This is a genomic window from Arcobacter iocasae (assembly GCF_042214795.1).
Taxonomy (GTDB): Bacteria; Campylobacterota; Campylobacteria; order Campylobacterales; family Arcobacteraceae; genus Arcobacter; species Arcobacter iocasae.
In genome coordinates, this window is record NZ_CP090177.1 from 1,878,993 (window position 1) to 1,893,102 (window position 14,110).

General features: G+C 28.8%; 15 protein-coding genes. 5 read left to right on the forward strand and 10 right to left on the reverse strand.

Translation table 11 applies throughout. The features are described 5' to 3' along the window. From LXN10_RS09460 to napA, 6 genes are read right to left on the reverse strand one after another with little or no spacing between them, the layout of a single operon-like run. Positions 1-951 carry a WD40 repeat domain-containing protein gene (locus tag LXN10_RS09460; protein WP_375722791.1) on the reverse strand — a complete coding sequence of 317 codons (951 nt, stop codon included), beginning with the start codon at positions 949-951 and terminating at the stop codon, positions 1-3. A 2-nt stretch (positions 952-953) separates the two neighbouring features. Then, positions 954-1,430 carry a ferredoxin-type protein NapF gene (locus LXN10_RS09465; RefSeq protein ID WP_375722792.1) on the reverse strand — a complete coding sequence of 159 codons (477 nt, stop codon included), beginning with the start codon at positions 1,428-1,430 and terminating at the stop codon, positions 954-956. A gap of 3 nt (positions 1,431-1,433) precedes the next feature. Continuing rightward, entirely contained in the window at positions 1,434-2,042 is a 609-nt protein-coding gene (locus tag LXN10_RS09470) for a nitrate reductase cytochrome c-type subunit (protein ID WP_375722793.1), read from the reverse strand. Positions 2,043-2,052: 10 nt separating this feature from the next. After that, positions 2,053-2,868 (reverse strand): quinol dehydrogenase ferredoxin subunit NapH, encoded by an 816-nt coding sequence (gene napH, locus LXN10_RS09475; protein ID WP_375722794.1) that lies wholly within the window; start codon positions 2,866-2,868, stop codon positions 2,053-2,055. Next, positions 2,861-3,643: a ferredoxin-type protein NapG gene (gene napG, locus LXN10_RS09480; RefSeq protein ID WP_375722795.1), complete on the reverse strand. Its 783-nt coding sequence runs from the start codon at positions 3,641-3,643 to the stop codon at positions 2,861-2,863. Before napG ends, napH begins: the two co-directional genes overlap by 8 nt. Positions 3,644-3,654: 11 nt before the next feature. Further along, a complete protein-coding gene (napA, locus tag LXN10_RS09485) occupies positions 3,655-6,477 on the reverse strand; it encodes a nitrate reductase catalytic subunit NapA (RefSeq protein ID WP_375722796.1) in 2,823 nt (940 codons plus the stop codon). 186 nt (positions 6,478-6,663) lie between these two features. Here napA and LXN10_RS09490 point away from each other — a divergent pair, with 186 nt between their 5' ends. Together LXN10_RS09490 and LXN10_RS09495 are read left to right on the forward strand one after the other, a co-directional pair. Beyond that, the gene (locus LXN10_RS09490) at positions 6,664-7,557 is read left to right on the forward strand and encodes a glycosyl transferase (protein ID WP_375722797.1); all 894 of its coding nucleotides are present in this window, start codon (positions 6,664-6,666) and stop codon (positions 7,555-7,557) included. After that, the gene (locus tag LXN10_RS09495) at positions 7,557-8,108 is read left to right on the forward strand and encodes a precorrin-2 dehydrogenase/sirohydrochlorin ferrochelatase family protein (RefSeq protein ID WP_375722798.1); all 552 of its coding nucleotides are present in this window, start codon (positions 7,557-7,559) and stop codon (positions 8,106-8,108) included. Before LXN10_RS09490 ends, LXN10_RS09495 begins: the two co-directional genes overlap by 1 nt. A 2-nt stretch (positions 8,109-8,110) precedes the next feature. Here the strand turns inward: LXN10_RS09495 and cobA are convergent, their stop codons facing one another. From cobA to LXN10_RS09510, 3 genes are read right to left on the reverse strand one after another with little or no spacing between them, the layout of a single operon-like run. After that, complete coding sequence (cobA, locus tag LXN10_RS09500) at positions 8,111-8,842, reverse strand: uroporphyrinogen-III C-methyltransferase (RefSeq protein WP_375722799.1); 732 nt, start codon at positions 8,840-8,842, stop codon at positions 8,111-8,113. A 17-nt stretch (positions 8,843-8,859) separates the two neighbouring features. After that, positions 8,860-9,861, reverse strand: a complete 1,002-nt coding sequence (locus LXN10_RS09505) for a type IV pili methyl-accepting chemotaxis transducer N-terminal domain-containing protein (RefSeq protein WP_375722800.1) — start codon at positions 9,859-9,861, stop codon at positions 8,860-8,862. Then, positions 9,858-10,523, reverse strand: a complete 666-nt coding sequence (locus tag LXN10_RS09510) for a Crp/Fnr family transcriptional regulator (RefSeq protein ID WP_375722801.1) — start codon at positions 10,521-10,523, stop codon at positions 9,858-9,860. Before LXN10_RS09510 ends, LXN10_RS09505 begins: the two co-directional genes overlap by 4 nt. A 96-nt stretch (positions 10,524-10,619) precedes the next feature. Between LXN10_RS09510 and moaA the strand changes: the two genes are divergently transcribed. Both moaA and LXN10_RS09520 read left to right on the forward strand, forming a co-directional pair. Further along, positions 10,620-11,582: a GTP 3',8-cyclase MoaA gene (moaA, locus tag LXN10_RS09515; RefSeq protein ID WP_375722802.1), complete on the forward strand. Its 963-nt coding sequence runs from the start codon at positions 10,620-10,622 to the stop codon at positions 11,580-11,582. 143 nt (positions 11,583-11,725) lie between these two features. Continuing rightward, positions 11,726-12,766: a hypothetical protein gene (locus LXN10_RS09520; RefSeq protein WP_375722803.1), complete on the forward strand. Its 1,041-nt coding sequence runs from the start codon at positions 11,726-11,728 to the stop codon at positions 12,764-12,766. An 18-nt stretch (positions 12,767-12,784) separates the two neighbouring features. On the opposite strand, the gene LXN10_RS09525 is transcribed toward LXN10_RS09520, so the two are convergent. After that, entirely contained in the window at positions 12,785-13,570 is a 786-nt protein-coding gene (locus LXN10_RS09525) for an ABC transporter ATP-binding protein (RefSeq protein WP_375722804.1), read from the reverse strand. A 134-nt stretch (positions 13,571-13,704) separates the two neighbouring features. On the opposite strand from LXN10_RS09525, the gene rpsO reads away from it, so the two are divergent. Next, positions 13,705-13,977, forward strand: a complete 273-nt coding sequence (gene rpsO, locus LXN10_RS09530) for a 30S ribosomal protein S15 (protein WP_013134407.1) — start codon at positions 13,705-13,707, stop codon at positions 13,975-13,977. Positions 13,978-14,110 lie beyond the last annotated feature (133 nt).

The following is a 14,110-nucleotide window of genomic DNA, read 5'->3' on the forward strand; positions in this document are numbered from 1 at the left end:
TTATTCCTTTATTTTGTAATAGTTAATTTTATTATCGTCACTTGCTACTAAAATTTCATTATCATTTATAAATAAGATTTTAGTAAGTGTCATTCTATTTTCTTTTAATTGATATAAATCTTTTTTTAATAAAGTATCAAAAATAGTTACATCATTATTCTCATTTGATGAGTAAGCTGCTAATTTTCCATTTGAGTTTAAAGCACAAGAATATATCAAAAAATTTGATTCTTTATAATATGTATCATTTTTTGAATAAAATACGGCTCTTCTATCTTGCCCTGCTGTTATTATTTTGCTATTTTTGTAATCTATTTGAAAGACATTATCTAAGTTTTGACCTGTGTAGGTTTTAAGTAAATTTCCTGTTGTAACATCACATAGTTTCAAATTTCCACTTTCATCTGCAATTAAAATATCTTTTTTGTTTTCACTTAGTGCAAAATAAGAGAATCTTGATTGGCTGATTTGTTTATCATATATAATTTTTTTCTTATTCACATTATATAAGAGTAATTCATTACTTAGAAGTGAAAATACAATTTCCTCATCGTTTATAAATTTAGCCCGTGCAATAAACAAGTGTTTTGTATCAGAAATGATATTTCTTAGTTTTCCATTTTCAAAGATGTCAATTTTTCTTGCACCTTTTTTTCCTTGGGATAAAATTAAAACTTTATTGTTTAACACATCAATAGAGTATATTTTACTATTACTAATCTCTCCCATAAAGTTTTTTATTTGTGGAATTGTGATATTTGAAATTAGTTTGAAATCTTTTAAACTAAAGGTATTTATTACCCCAGCATTTGTTGAAACAAATAATTTATTATCATTTATTACTAAATCAGTTGTTCCTGCACTTATATTAAGTGTTTTTGTTGGCATTATTTCATTTGCGTTTAAAAAAGATATTATAAAAAGTATAAGTAAAGTTTTTACAGTATTCATTTTTATCCTATTTTTATTGCATTTGTTGGGCAAACTTTTAAACAAAATCCACAAGAAGTACAATCTTCATTTATTTGGGGTCTAAACATTCCTAAGAATTTTATAGCATCATCAAGACAAGGATCCTTACAAGAAAAACACATGGTTTGATTCCAGCTTAAGCATTCCAAAATATTTATTTCTATTTTTGCAGAGATATTTTTTTTATATTCCAGTTTTAAAACTTCACTTGGGCAAACTTTTGCACACTCATCACAAAAAGTACAACCACTATTTGTAAAATCTAGTTTTGGAGTTTTGTCTTTTTGAATAACTATAATATTTACTTCACAAGAGTTAGCACATAAGCCTTCACATTTAATGCACTCACTTAAAAAGAGTGCTTCATTATTAAAATATGGTGGGCGAATTACTTTCTCTTGCTTTTCATTATTTTTAAATGAGGAAGCAAGAGAGCTAAATAGCTCTCTTCTTTTCATAATTTATTTTACACCTTCATCCATATTTTTGATTAGATTTGATGAATTTTTTTCACCATTTTCTCTAAAGTCAGCTTTGAAATTATTTCCAACAACTAGTTTTGTATCTGATTGAGGAGCATGACATTGGCTACAATTAAATCTTGCCCCTGCTAGATGTCCTAAATTTTTTTGTTCTGGAAGTTTTAAGTCACTTGTATTTACAATTATTTTACCATCTTTTACTATTCTACCACTTTGAGATAAAGAAGTTTTAGGTCTAAAATCTGTAAGGTGTGTTTTTGGAACAGGAACAGCTCCCATAGACTCTGCAACTGCTGGATCATGACACATGATACATTGATTATTATCTATAGTAATTGGTAACATTCCTTCAACATCATGGGGAATCATAGGTGGAGCATTTTCAAATGCTCTATCAATCTTTGTTGATGTTCCAGCTGGTGGTTTTGTATAATCTGTTTTGTCTGGAACAGTAGTTTTTTCAGTATAAATATCTACTTTTCTTAAGCCTAAAGACTCTTCTGAATAAGTTTTTTGAGCAATAGCACAACCTGTAACAAATATTGCAGTTATTGTTGCTAATCCTAAAGTTATTTTAGTAATTTTCATTTTTTTTCTCCTATTTTTTTGCAAATCTATTGATTATTGAAAAATTTAAAGCATCATCTTCACAAACTTCAATACATCTAGCACAATTAGTACACTCACCTGAAAGAACAGGAATTGAATCCTTCCCTATCATTGATAAAACTTGGTTCTCATGACATACCTCTTTGCACTTCATACATTCAGTGCATTTAATATGATTATGAGTAACTCTTAAAAAGCTATATTTTCCTACAAGTGAATAAAATCCACCAAGAGGACAAATATGTCCACACCATCCATTTTTTAAAACAAAAAGATCAAAAAGAAAAATGATAAGTATCGCAGCCCAACCAAATCCAAGACCAAAAACTAAACCTCTATGAACCATAGATATAGGTGAAATAAATTCAAAAGCACCTACACCCAAGATAGTTGATAGTATTAAGCTTAAAGCCAAAACCCAATATCTCATATTTCTACTTGCAGGTTGTCTTTTTTGTATGGTGTCAAATCCTAATTTTCTTCTAATAAATGAACTTAAATCAGTTATTATATTAACAGGGCAAACCCATGAACAAAAAACTCTTCCTCCAAGAAAAAAATAAAACAGTGTTATTATTGATGCACCTATAATTATATTTGTTGATATTAAAGCACCTGCAAAAAGCATTTGCAAAACAGCAAAAGGGTCACTTAAAGGAATTGTTTCAAATATTAATGATGAACTTAAATTACCTTGTAAAATAGTTAACCCATAAATATTTGCAAAGATATATAAAGTCATAATTGATATTTGACTTACTCGTCTTAAAATAAGATATCGGTTTTTTAAAATTATATTAGTCATCTAATAAATCTCCCATATCATTTAAAGAATCAATTGCTTTATCTTTACTTATTTTTGTTGTTGTTTTAATCTCTTTTGCATTTTTAACTCTTTTTTGATCTTCTTCATCCCAACCTTTTACATAATAATCGCCTGCTTTTCCAAGGGCAACTTCTCTAGGTAAGATAAAGATTGAAGCTTTTTGCGTAACACATGCTCTTTCACACAAACCACATCCTGTACAAACATCTGTATGAACAACAGGTTTCATAAAAGAGTGTTTTCCTGTTCTTCCATTTTTCTCATATTCAATAGTAATAGCTTGACCTAATATTGGACAGGCTCTATAACATGCATCACATTGTATACCCCAAAAAGCAATACAGCTTTGGCTATCTATAATGGCAACTCCCATTTGTGCACTATTTATGTCAAGTTTTCCGTTTGTGCTAACTAATTTCTCATCTAAAGCATTAGTTGGACAAGCAGGAACACATGGAATATCAATACACATATAACAAGGTATATCCCTTGGATTAAAAAATGGTGTTCCAAGAGGTTTATTATCTCCTGGTTTTGCCAGTTTTAGAGTATCAAATGGACAGGCTTCTACACATAATCCACATTTGATACATGTCGATAAAAAATCTTTTTCTTTTAGTGCACCTGGTGGTCTAAGTATTAATTTAGAGGCAGTTAATTCATCAACATAAGCACTCCAAATAAGACCACTAAGGCATACAAGACCTGCTGTTCTTGCACTCTTTAAAAGAAATTCTCTTCTATCACTATTCATTTTTTCTTCTTTTATGCTTTATATATTTTTACAGCACATTTTTTATAGTCTGTTTGTTTTGACATTGGACAAGTTGCATCTAGACAAACTTTATTAATAAATACTTTTTCATCAAACCATGGAACAAAAATTAAACCTCTTGAAGGTCTATTTCTTCCTCTTGTTTCAATTCTAGCTTTTACTTTTCCTCGTCTTGATTCAACCCAAGCTAATTCACCTTGTTTTACATCATATTTTTTTGCATCAACTGGGTGCATATAACATAAGGCTTCTGGAACTGCTCTAAAAAGTTCTGGAACTCTCATTGTCATAGTTCCTGAATGCCAATGTTCTAAAACTCTTCCCGTACACATCCACACTGGATACTCTTCATTTGGCATTTCTGGTGCATCCATATATGGTCTTGCAAATATTTTTGCTTTATTGATTAAAGGTTTTTTATCTTTATTTGTAATTCCATTTAAATCTCCAAATGGAAGTGCTTTTGCAATTTTTCCATAAAAAGCATGAGAATTATTAGTTCCTGCTTCTTTTACTGCATGGGCAGCATATGGGTCATATTTAACATTAAATCTCCATTGTGTCTCTTTCCCATCAACAACTGGCCATTTAAGTCCTCTTACTTTATGATAAGTATCAAAATCAGCTAAATCATGACCATGCCCTCTACCAAAACTAGCATACTCTTCGAATAAATATTTTTGAATAAAAAATCCATATCCATCAAATACTTTTCCATCACTTCCTACAACATTTCTTTTATCTCCAAATACTTCAGAGTTATCAAATCCTGCTTGAATTGGATCTTCTAAATCAGCTTTATAAGATTTTGCTTTGTCATTTGCAAATAAGATGTCATACATAGTTGTATTTTCTGTATAACCCATTTTTTTAGCTTCACTTATTACATCTGGAAGTTTTTTCTTACCACCTGTACTTAGTAGTGATTGTTCACCCCATAAGTCTTTTACCGTAAATCTTTTTGATAATTCAACCCATTGCCAAGTATCACTCATAGCATCACCTACTGGTAATACTTGTTGTCTCCAATGTTGAGTTCTTCTTTCAGCATTTCCATAAGCTCCCCATTTTTCATAAATCATAGCTGATGGTAAAATTAAATCAGATACTTTTGCAGAAATTCCAGGATAGCCATCACTTGTAACAATAAAGTTATCCATTTGTCTTGCTGCTTTTATCCAATGAGAGGCACTAGCACTATCTTGGTATGGATTACAAACATTAACCCAAGCAAATTTCATAGAGCCATCTTCTAAGTCCCTATGAATTTTCATAATGTCTTGATGACCTTTTGGATTTAAAGTTCCTTGTGGAATTTGCCACACTTTTTCAGCAATACTTCTATGTTTTGGATTTGCTACCATCATATCAGCTGGTAATCTATGTGCAAATGTTCCAACTTCTCTTGCCGTTCCACAAGCACTTGGTTGTCCTGTAAGTGAAAATGCTCCCGAACCTGGTTTTGCTTGTTTATTTAATAAAAAGTGTACATTATAAGCTAAAGTATTTACCCATGAACCTCTTGTATGTTGATTCATTCCCATAGTCCAAAAAGATACAACTTTTCTATTTTTTTCAATATAAAGGTCAGCTAACTCTTTGATTTTCTTTTTAAAATCTTCATCTGATTCATCAGGATTACCTTTTGATACTTGTGTAACATAATCAGCATTATATGGCTCTAAGAATTTTTTATACTCTTCAAAAGATATTTCCCAGTGTTTTAATCCAGCATTTTTATTAACCATCATATCACCCTCTTTATATCCATAAGGAGCAAGTGCTGGTGCTTCATCTTTTGATACAACTTTTTGCATCTCTTTAGAGATAGTTTCCATCTCTTTATCTGTATATTTACCTTCAACTATAGATTTTTCATCAGATCTTCTCATCCCATAACCCATGTTAACTGGGCTTGCTGCAAAGATAATGTTATTTTTAACAAAGTCCCAATCAATAGATTCTGGATTATTATAAACAATTTCTCTTGCAATATAATTCCATAGTGCTAAGTCTGAATTTGGTTTAAATATAATTTCAGTATCAGCTAAATCTGATGTTCTATGTCTATAAGTTGAAAGATTTATAACTTTTACTTTATCTGGATTTGATAATTTTCTATCTGTAACTCTTGACCACAAAATAGGGTGCATCTCTGCCATATTTGAACCCCATGACACAACCGTATCAGTTAATTCAATATCATCATAACAACCACTTGGCTCATCAATACCAAATGTTTGGTAAAATCCAACAACAGCACTTGCCATACAGTGTCTTGCATTTGGGTCAATTGCATTTGATCTAAATCCAGCTTTCATCATTTTTTGAGCTGCATAACCTTCCATAACTGTATATTGACCACTTGCAAATATACCAATTCCTTCAGGACCTTTTTCTTTTAGAGCTTTTTTCATATGAAATTCCATTTCATCAAATGCTCTTTCCCAAGAAATAGGTGTAAATTCACCATTTTTATCAAATTCACCTTTTTGGTTAACTCTTAATAATGGTTGTTTTAATCTATCTGCACCATACATGATTTTTGCATTGAAGTACCCTTTAATACAATTAAGTCCTCTATTTACTGGAGCTGCAGGGTCACCTTTTACTGCAACGATTTTACCGCCTTTAGTTGCAAGCATAATCCCACAACCAGTACCACAAAATCTACATGCAGCCTTATCCCATCTCCAGCCACCTTCAGCTTCGTTTGCTTTTGCTTGAACAGCAGTTGGTACATTCATACCAATAGCTGCTGCTGCACTTGCTGCTGCTGAGCTTTTTAAGAATTCTCTTCTTGATAATGTCATCTTATCTCCTTTGAAAAGTTTAAGTCAATTTCTAACTTCCTAATTCTAACTATTATAATTCACATAATCCTTGACTTTAATCAATTTTTATAAGTTTTAATTAAGGAGTGTTTTTGTCCTATTACTTTTGTGTTATATTTTGTTATAATAAATCAAAAAATTTATAGATATTATTTTGGAGTTTATATGGATTTTCATACATTTATAAGAGCAGTTGGAACAGGTCCTAAGTCAAATAGGGAATTAAATACAGAAGAGATGAAAGATTGCATTAGACAAATACTTAATCAAGAAGTTTCAAGTGAAATTATAGTTGCTTTTTTATTAGGGTGGAGAGTTAGACTTGAAAGCAATGCTGAATTAAAAGCTACATTAGATGTATGTAATGAGTATATCAAAAAAGTAAATATACCAAACTCTATTGAGCTTGGATTTCCTTATGATGGAAAAACAGATGCAACATATCTTTTCCCACTTGTTGGAAAATACTTGAAGAAGTTTGATTTGGATATTGTTGTAAGTGGAGACTTAATGCAACCTGCTAAAAGTGGTATTACAATAAAAGATATTGCTACAAATATAAAACTTGATGAGAATATTCACTATTTTGACAGAGCTGAGTTTTTGCCAAAATTAAGTGCAATTACTGATTTAAGAAGAATATTAAAACTAAGAAGTGCATTTAATACTGTTGAAAAACTACTTAATCCTGCAAATTCAAGATTTGCTTTAACTTCTGCGTATCATAAACCTTATGTTGAAAAGTATAGTGAAATTTTCGCTTCAAATTATGAAAAATTTGTTGTAGTTAAAGCAGCAGAGGGAAGACCAGAGATTTTCAATAAATCAAAAGCTTGGGTAAAAATAGCAACTGGACTTGAAGAGTTTATTATAGACCCAGAGTATTATGGAATAAATTACAATAAAACTTTTGAAAAGATTAGTTTAGAAGAGGCAATAGAAGAGATTAATAACCCAAGTGCAGATTTAGAAAAACTTGCGAAACTAAATGCAGCTTTACATCTATTTTGTGCAAATAAAGCTGATGACATAAATAGTGCTTATGAGATGTTAGATTAATGAGTAACTTTCCTATCTCTTTAAATTTAGAAAATAAAAAGATTTTAGTTATAGGTGCTGGAAAAATAGCAACTAGTAAAGTAAAGAAATTATTGGATTTTACAAATGATATAGTTGTACTTGCACCAAAGATAAGTGAAGAGTTAGAAAAGCTTGATATTAAAACTTTGAAAAAAGAGTATGAAAAAAATGATATTGAAGGCTTTCATATTGTAATTGCTTGTCTTGATGATATAAATCTTCAAAAAGAGATTTACAAACATACAAGAGAAAAAAACATTTTATACAATTGCGCTGATGTTTTTGAGTTGTGTGATTTTACATTCTCTTCAATAATAAAAAAAGATGATTTAGTAATCTCTATTTCCACAAGTGGAGCATCTCCTGCTTTTTCTAAAGAGTTTAAAAAGTATTTAGAAAAAATTATTCCAGATAGTGTAGGAAGTTTTTTAAAAAATATGAAAAACCTAAGAGCAACTATGCCAAAAGGTGAAGAGAGAATGGAAATATCAAGAAAAAAAAGTAAAGAGTTTATTTCTTCTTTGAAATAAACTTAATCAAACCATCTTAACTGTTCTCTTAAGTTCACAACTTTTCCAACGATGATAATTGCTGGTGATTTTAAACCTTTAGATTTTTCAACAATATCTTCTAAAGTTCCAATTACTACTTTTTGCTCTTTTGTAGTTCCTTTTGAAATAACAGCACATGGGTAATTTTTATCTTTTCCAAGACCTATTAGTTTTGAACTTATTAATTCAATATTATGCAATCCCATCAAAAAGACAATTGTTTCGTCATTTAAAAAAGTTTGCCACTCTAGTTGTGAAATCTTTTTATCAGGGGTTTCATGAGCTGTTACGACTCTAAATGAAGTAGTAATTCCCCTATGAGTTACGGGAATTCCTGCATATGAAGCAACAGCAACAGATGAACTAATACCTGGAATTATTTCAAATTTAACATCTCTTTCAAATAAATAAATTGCTTCTTCTCCTCCCCTGCCAAATACAAATGGATCTCCACCTTTTAATCTAACAACATTTTCATATTTCTGTGAAGCTTGAAAAAGTATTTCATTTATCTCATTTTGGGGAACAGTGTGCTTTTTATTCTCTTTTCCAACATATTTTAAAGCAACATCTTTTTTTGCATAATTTAATATCTCTTTATTTACTAACCTATCATAAACTATGATATCTGCATTTCTTATTGCATTTATAGCTTTTAATGTTAATAATTCAGGATCACCCGGACCTGCACCTGTTAAATAAACTTTACCCACATATTGCCTTTTATTATTTATATTTTTGTTTTGCGACCAATGACTAAACTATTTAATTCATTTCTTAATTCTTGAAGTTTTTTTGTTGAATTAATTAAGTCTTCTGTAGATTGAATAATCATATCTTCACTTTTATTTATTGTTTTATTAATTTCAGAAGAGTTTTCAAGTTCATCTAAAATTTTATCAAATTCATCTGTTATTTCTTCTAGTTTTGAACTGGCATTTTTTGAATGTTCCATTGCAACAGCTGAGTCATTCATGGCTGAATTTATCTTATTTATAAAGCAGTTAAAAGTATCTGTTACATCTAATATCTCTTTTTCTTTTACATCAATAGATATTGGTTCTAATTGTTCATTTTCTTCATTAGCTAATTTTTTTGAAAATTCTAAGAATTTATTAGCATTCTCTTCAATACTTTTTAATTGAACAAAACTATACACTATTAATAAAACGATTATAAAAGCAGCACCATATTGGAAATTTTTGATTAAAATAGTTTTATTTTCTGTAAAAACTGTGTACATGCTAACTAAATTATCAACTTCTTGAAGTAAGTTATTATTAGTATTATAAATTGCTTCAACTGCAGAATTTAAAAGTTTCAAACTAGATTCATCAGTTTTTATTTGTAGTTTTTTGAATTCTTCTATATTATGAAAAAATTCTTTCCACAAAATTTCTACTTTATACACTTGTTGTCCAATATTATCATTTGGAACAGGTGGTATTCCTAGTAGTTTATTCCCATTTTTCAAAGATTGTAGATTTTGAATAAACTCTTCTGTTGCACTATTTAATTCTGAAAAATCAGTTTTTTTTGTATAAAAAAGATAAAAAATATTTTTTGATATTTTTTGAGTAAGCATTCTCTCTTTACCAACTATATTGATAACTAAAGCATCTTTTTTATTTTTATCATTTAAATAAACAGTGGTAAAAATTATCATTGCCATCAAGAATATAAATAAAGCACCTATTAATTTTATTTTTGTACTTATTTTATTTGTTTTCAAATTCCAACTCCTCTAAAGGTTGATTCTAGTTGTTCTTTATTTAAAACTATAACTTCACTTTTTTCAATACTAATAGACCCATTTCTTGTAAGTTTTTTTAAAACTCTTGAAAGGGTTTCTGGTTGAATATGAAGCATAAAAGAGACCTCTTGTCTTTTTAGTTTATTAAACATAGCAAGGTCATTATAAATCATAAAAGCTACTTTTGCTGTTGAGTCAAAGACTAATTCCCGATTTACTATACATTGTAATTGATGGGTTTTTTCTAATAATGTTTCAATTAATTTTATTGATAAAATATTTTTAGTTAAAAACATTTCTTTAAATTTTTCAAAATTTATTGATAAGACAACAGAATCTTCCACAAACTCAGCATTTGAAAAACAATAAATACTACTGTTATTTACAGAAGTTAATTCAGAAATCATGGAGTTTTTGTAAATATGGTATAAAAATATCTCATTTTCAAATTTATCAAACTTATATATTTTTATAAGACCATCAACTAAAAAAAGAATATTTTCTTTTATCTCATCTTCATAATAAAGTATTGAGTCTTTAGGATAAGTAATTAAGTTAGATATGGTAGATAATTCTTCAATTTGTTCTTTATTTAACTCTGTAAAAAAGTCTAATTGAGTAATCGTCTTTAATTTGTCCATTAAATTCCTTATGTCCTTTTTATTTAAGGGATTTTATAATAAGCTAACGAAATTTAATATTAAGTGCCATTTCTTTAGGTGCGTTGAGGTGTATAAATGTTAAAAGATGGACATGGTAGAATAGTTGATTATTTAAGAGTATCAGTAACTGAGAGATGTAATTTTAGATGTCAATATTGTATGCCAGAAAAACCATTTTCATGGGTTCCAAAAGAGGAACTTTTATCATATGAAGAATTATTTAAATTTATAAAAGTATGTATTGATAGTGGAGTTAAAAAAGTAAGAATTACAGGTGGTGAACCACTTTTAAGAGAAGGTTTAGATAACTTTATAAGAATGATAGCCGAATATAAAGATGATATTGATTTAGCTTTAACTACAAATGGTTATTTGCTTCCTAAAACTGCACAAAAACTAGCAGATGCTGGATTAAAAAGATTAAATATCTCTTTAGATAGTTTAAAACCAGAAATTGCCCATAAAGTTGCTCAAAAAGATGTCTTAGCAACAGTACTAAAAGGTATTGAAGCTGCCGATAAAGCGGGATTAAAAATCAAAATAAACACTGTTCCAATGCAAGGTATAAATGATAATGAACTTTGTGATATAGTAGATTTTTGTAAAGCAAGAGGTTATACCGTTAGATTTATTGAGTTTATGGAAAACAATCATGCAAAAGATGGAGCTAAAGGATATAATTCTACTCAAATTCAAGATATTTTGAAAACCAAATATAAGTTTGAGAAGCAAGAGAGAAGTGGTACCTCTCCGTCTCAAGATTATATTATGGATGATGGTTATGTATTTGGAATCATTGAACCACATAAAGATGATTTTTGTGCAAACTGTAATCGTATAAGACTTACTGCAAGTGGTATTTTAATTCCATGTTTATATTTTGAAGATTCTCAAAGCATAAAAGAGGCAGTTAAAAATAATGATATAGATAAAGCAGCAGCAATATTAAAAGATGTATTGTTAAATAAGCCTGAAAAAAACAAATGGTCAGAAAATTCAGAAATATCAACACGAGCTTTTTATGAAACTGGTGGGTGATAAACTTAACTATTCAATTCTTTATATTAAATAAAAATACAAATAATAAATAACATTATTTATTATTTGTACCTCTTTTCTCTTCTTTTTATATTCAAATAATACTATCATTGATAATAACTATATTTTAAAAAGGAGTTATTATGATAATAGAGTCTTCAAAAGTTGAAATGAGCTCAGAAACTATGAGTTCATATGAAATGGTAAGTCAGTCAAAAGTAGATTTTAGAAATGAGTTATTAGGTTTATTAGATGTAAATGAAAAAACCCAAAGTCTTGAATCAGATGGTTTCGAAAAAGTTGATGCTACGGAAAATATAGAACAAACAGAAGCATTAGTAAAGCCATATGAAGATGTTACAAGAATAATATTAGAAATGATTCTTCAAGCATTTTTAGGTGGAAATAAAAAAGTCGATTTTAAAAACTTAAATGACTTAAAATGTAAAAATACGGGTTCTTCTGAGCCTACAGATCCTACAGCAGGCATACCTAAGATGTTGATGAAAAGAACAGTATCCATAGAAACTACACATGAGTATTATAGAAGTGATTCTATATCTTTTAATTCGCAAGCTACAATTAAAACTAAAGATAAAGATATAAATATCGATTTAGATTTATCTTATTCAAGAGAGTTTTATGAAAAACATAGTGAAACACTAAAATTTGAAGAGACACATTTTATGGATCCCTTAGTTATTCAATATGATTGTGCATCTACTGCTTTTGATAGCATAAGCGACAAAATGTGTTTCAATTTTGATATTAATAGTGATGGGGATGAAAAAGAACTACCACTTTTAAAAGATGGAAATGGATTTTTAGTTTTTGATAAAGATGGAAATGGAACAATAGATAATGGAACTGAACTATTTGGACCTTCTTCAAATGATGGCTTTGGTGAATTAAGCGAATATGATAGTGATGGAAATAATTGGATAGATGAAAATGACCTAATATTTGATAAATTGCAAATCTGGACTAAAAATGAAAGTGGAGAAGATAAACTTATTGCCTTAGGACAAACAGGAATAGGGGCTTTATATTTAAATGATGCAAAAGCAGGGATGGCTTACAACAAATCAGTAAATGAAAGTCTAGCGTACTTAAAATCTAACTCAATATTTTTAAGAGAAGATGGAACAGCTGGAATTATATCTTCAATGGATTTCAAATCATAAAAAGAGCTTTTGCTCTTTTTATACTTCTTGAATAAAATATCTACTATTTGATGAATTGATTTTTAACTCTAAACCAAAAGTATCAGAGATATTTTCTGAATTTAAAATATCTTCTTTTTCCCCTTGTTTAAATATTGTTTCATCTTTTATTAAAGCCACATGGGTAATTTCTTCAAAAATCTCTTCAAGATGATGTGTTACTAAAATAATATTTGCTTTTTGGCTTAGTTTTCTTAATAGTTTTATAAAGTTTAATTGGGCTTTTATATCAAGTCCAACTGTTGGTTCATCTAAAATAAAAGCTTTTGGATCATGAATTAAAGCTCGTCCAATGATACATTTTCTAAGTTGTCCTGTACTCATTTTTGCTACAATTTTATCTTTTAAGTCAGTGATTTCAAGGTATTCCAAAATCTCATTTGCTTTGTCATGTTGTTCTTGGGTGAAATCTTGATGTTCAAATACTCCAATTGAACTATAATAGCCACTAAGTACAACTTCATATCCACTTAGAAAATTTCCTTGGTCATAAAAATGATTGTGTAAATCATTTGTGATTATTCCCATAGCTTTTCTTAAATCAAATAGTGAGTATCTCTGTTTTCCTAAGATTAACTTTTTATGTGGATAATTTTGTCTTGGATGAATTTGAGAAGAGATTAATTTTATAAGGGTAGATTTACCACTACCATTTGCCCCTAAAATTGCCCAATGCTGATTATCTTCTATTTTCAAATTGAGTTCTTTTAATATAAGTTTATCGTCATAACTCACATGTATATTTTCAAAATCTATAATATTCATAATTAAAACCTTTCTAAAAAAAAGTATTTTATCTAAATAAATATAATTATTAAACAAGGTTTAAATATAAGTTCACTATAATTCGCGTCCATTTCAATAGAAGTGAGATTAGTATACCTATTAGGAGGTCTTCTATGGCTTTAGATCAGGAAGTAAAAAACAGTATTATCGAAAAATACAGAAGAGATGAAAAAGATACAGGTTCTTGTGAAGTTCAAGTTGCAATTTTAACTGAGCAAATCAGAGTTTTAACTGAACATTTAAAAATCAATAAAAAAGATCACTCATCAAGATTAGGTCTTTTAAAAATGGTTGGAAAAAGAAAAAGATTATTAAAATATCTTAGAAATACTGAGTATGCTAGATTTGTTGAATTAGTTGCAGATTTAGGAATCAGAGCTAAGTAATTTTGTTTACTTAACTTTAAAAAGGGTTGTAACTTTTTAGTTACAACCCTTTTTTTTTAAATAAAAAAATTAATTTTACTGTATAATGATTATTAATATTCTTTCTTGTAAAATAGAAAAACTTTAAAAAAGG

What these genes read in the sequence shown, in the direction of transcription:
- LXN10_RS09460 (WP_375722791.1), bottom strand. Translation starts at nt 951, where the DNA reads ATGAATACTGTAAAAACTTTACTTATACTTTTTATAATATCTTTTTTA.
- LXN10_RS09465 (WP_375722792.1), bottom strand. Translation starts at nt 1,430, where the DNA reads ATGAAAAGAAGAGAGCTATTTAGCTCTCTTGCTTCCTCATTTAAAAAT.
- LXN10_RS09470 (WP_375722793.1), bottom strand. Translation starts at nt 2,042, where the DNA reads ATGAAAATTACTAAAATAACTTTAGGATTAGCAACAATAACTGCAATA.
- napH (WP_375722794.1), bottom strand. Translation starts at nt 2,868, where the DNA reads ATGACTAATATAATTTTAAAAAACCGATATCTTATTTTAAGACGAGTA.
- napG (WP_375722795.1), bottom strand. Translation starts at nt 3,643, where the DNA reads ATGAATAGTGATAGAAGAGAATTTCTTTTAAAGAGTGCAAGAACAGCA.
- napA (WP_375722796.1), bottom strand. Translation starts at nt 6,477, where the DNA reads ATGACATTATCAAGAAGAGAATTCTTAAAAAGCTCAGCAGCAGCAAGT.
- LXN10_RS09490 (WP_375722797.1), top strand. Translation starts at nt 6,664, where the DNA reads ATGGATTTTCATACATTTATAAGAGCAGTTGGAACAGGTCCTAAGTCA.
- LXN10_RS09495 (WP_375722798.1), top strand. Translation starts at nt 7,557, where the DNA reads ATGAGTAACTTTCCTATCTCTTTAAATTTAGAAAATAAAAAGATTTTA.
- LXN10_RS09510 (WP_375722801.1), bottom strand. Translation starts at nt 10,523, where the DNA reads ATGGACAAATTAAAGACGATTACTCAATTAGACTTTTTTACAGAGTTA.
- moaA (WP_375722802.1), top strand. Translation starts at nt 10,620, where the DNA reads ATGTTAAAAGATGGACATGGTAGAATAGTTGATTATTTAAGAGTATCA.
- LXN10_RS09520 (WP_375722803.1), top strand. Translation starts at nt 11,726, where the DNA reads ATGATAATAGAGTCTTCAAAAGTTGAAATGAGCTCAGAAACTATGAGT.
- LXN10_RS09525 (WP_375722804.1), bottom strand. Translation starts at nt 13,570, where the DNA reads ATGAATATTATAGATTTTGAAAATATACATGTGAGTTATGACGATAAA.
- rpsO (WP_013134407.1), top strand. Translation starts at nt 13,705, where the DNA reads ATGGCTTTAGATCAGGAAGTAAAAAACAGTATTATCGAAAAATACAGA.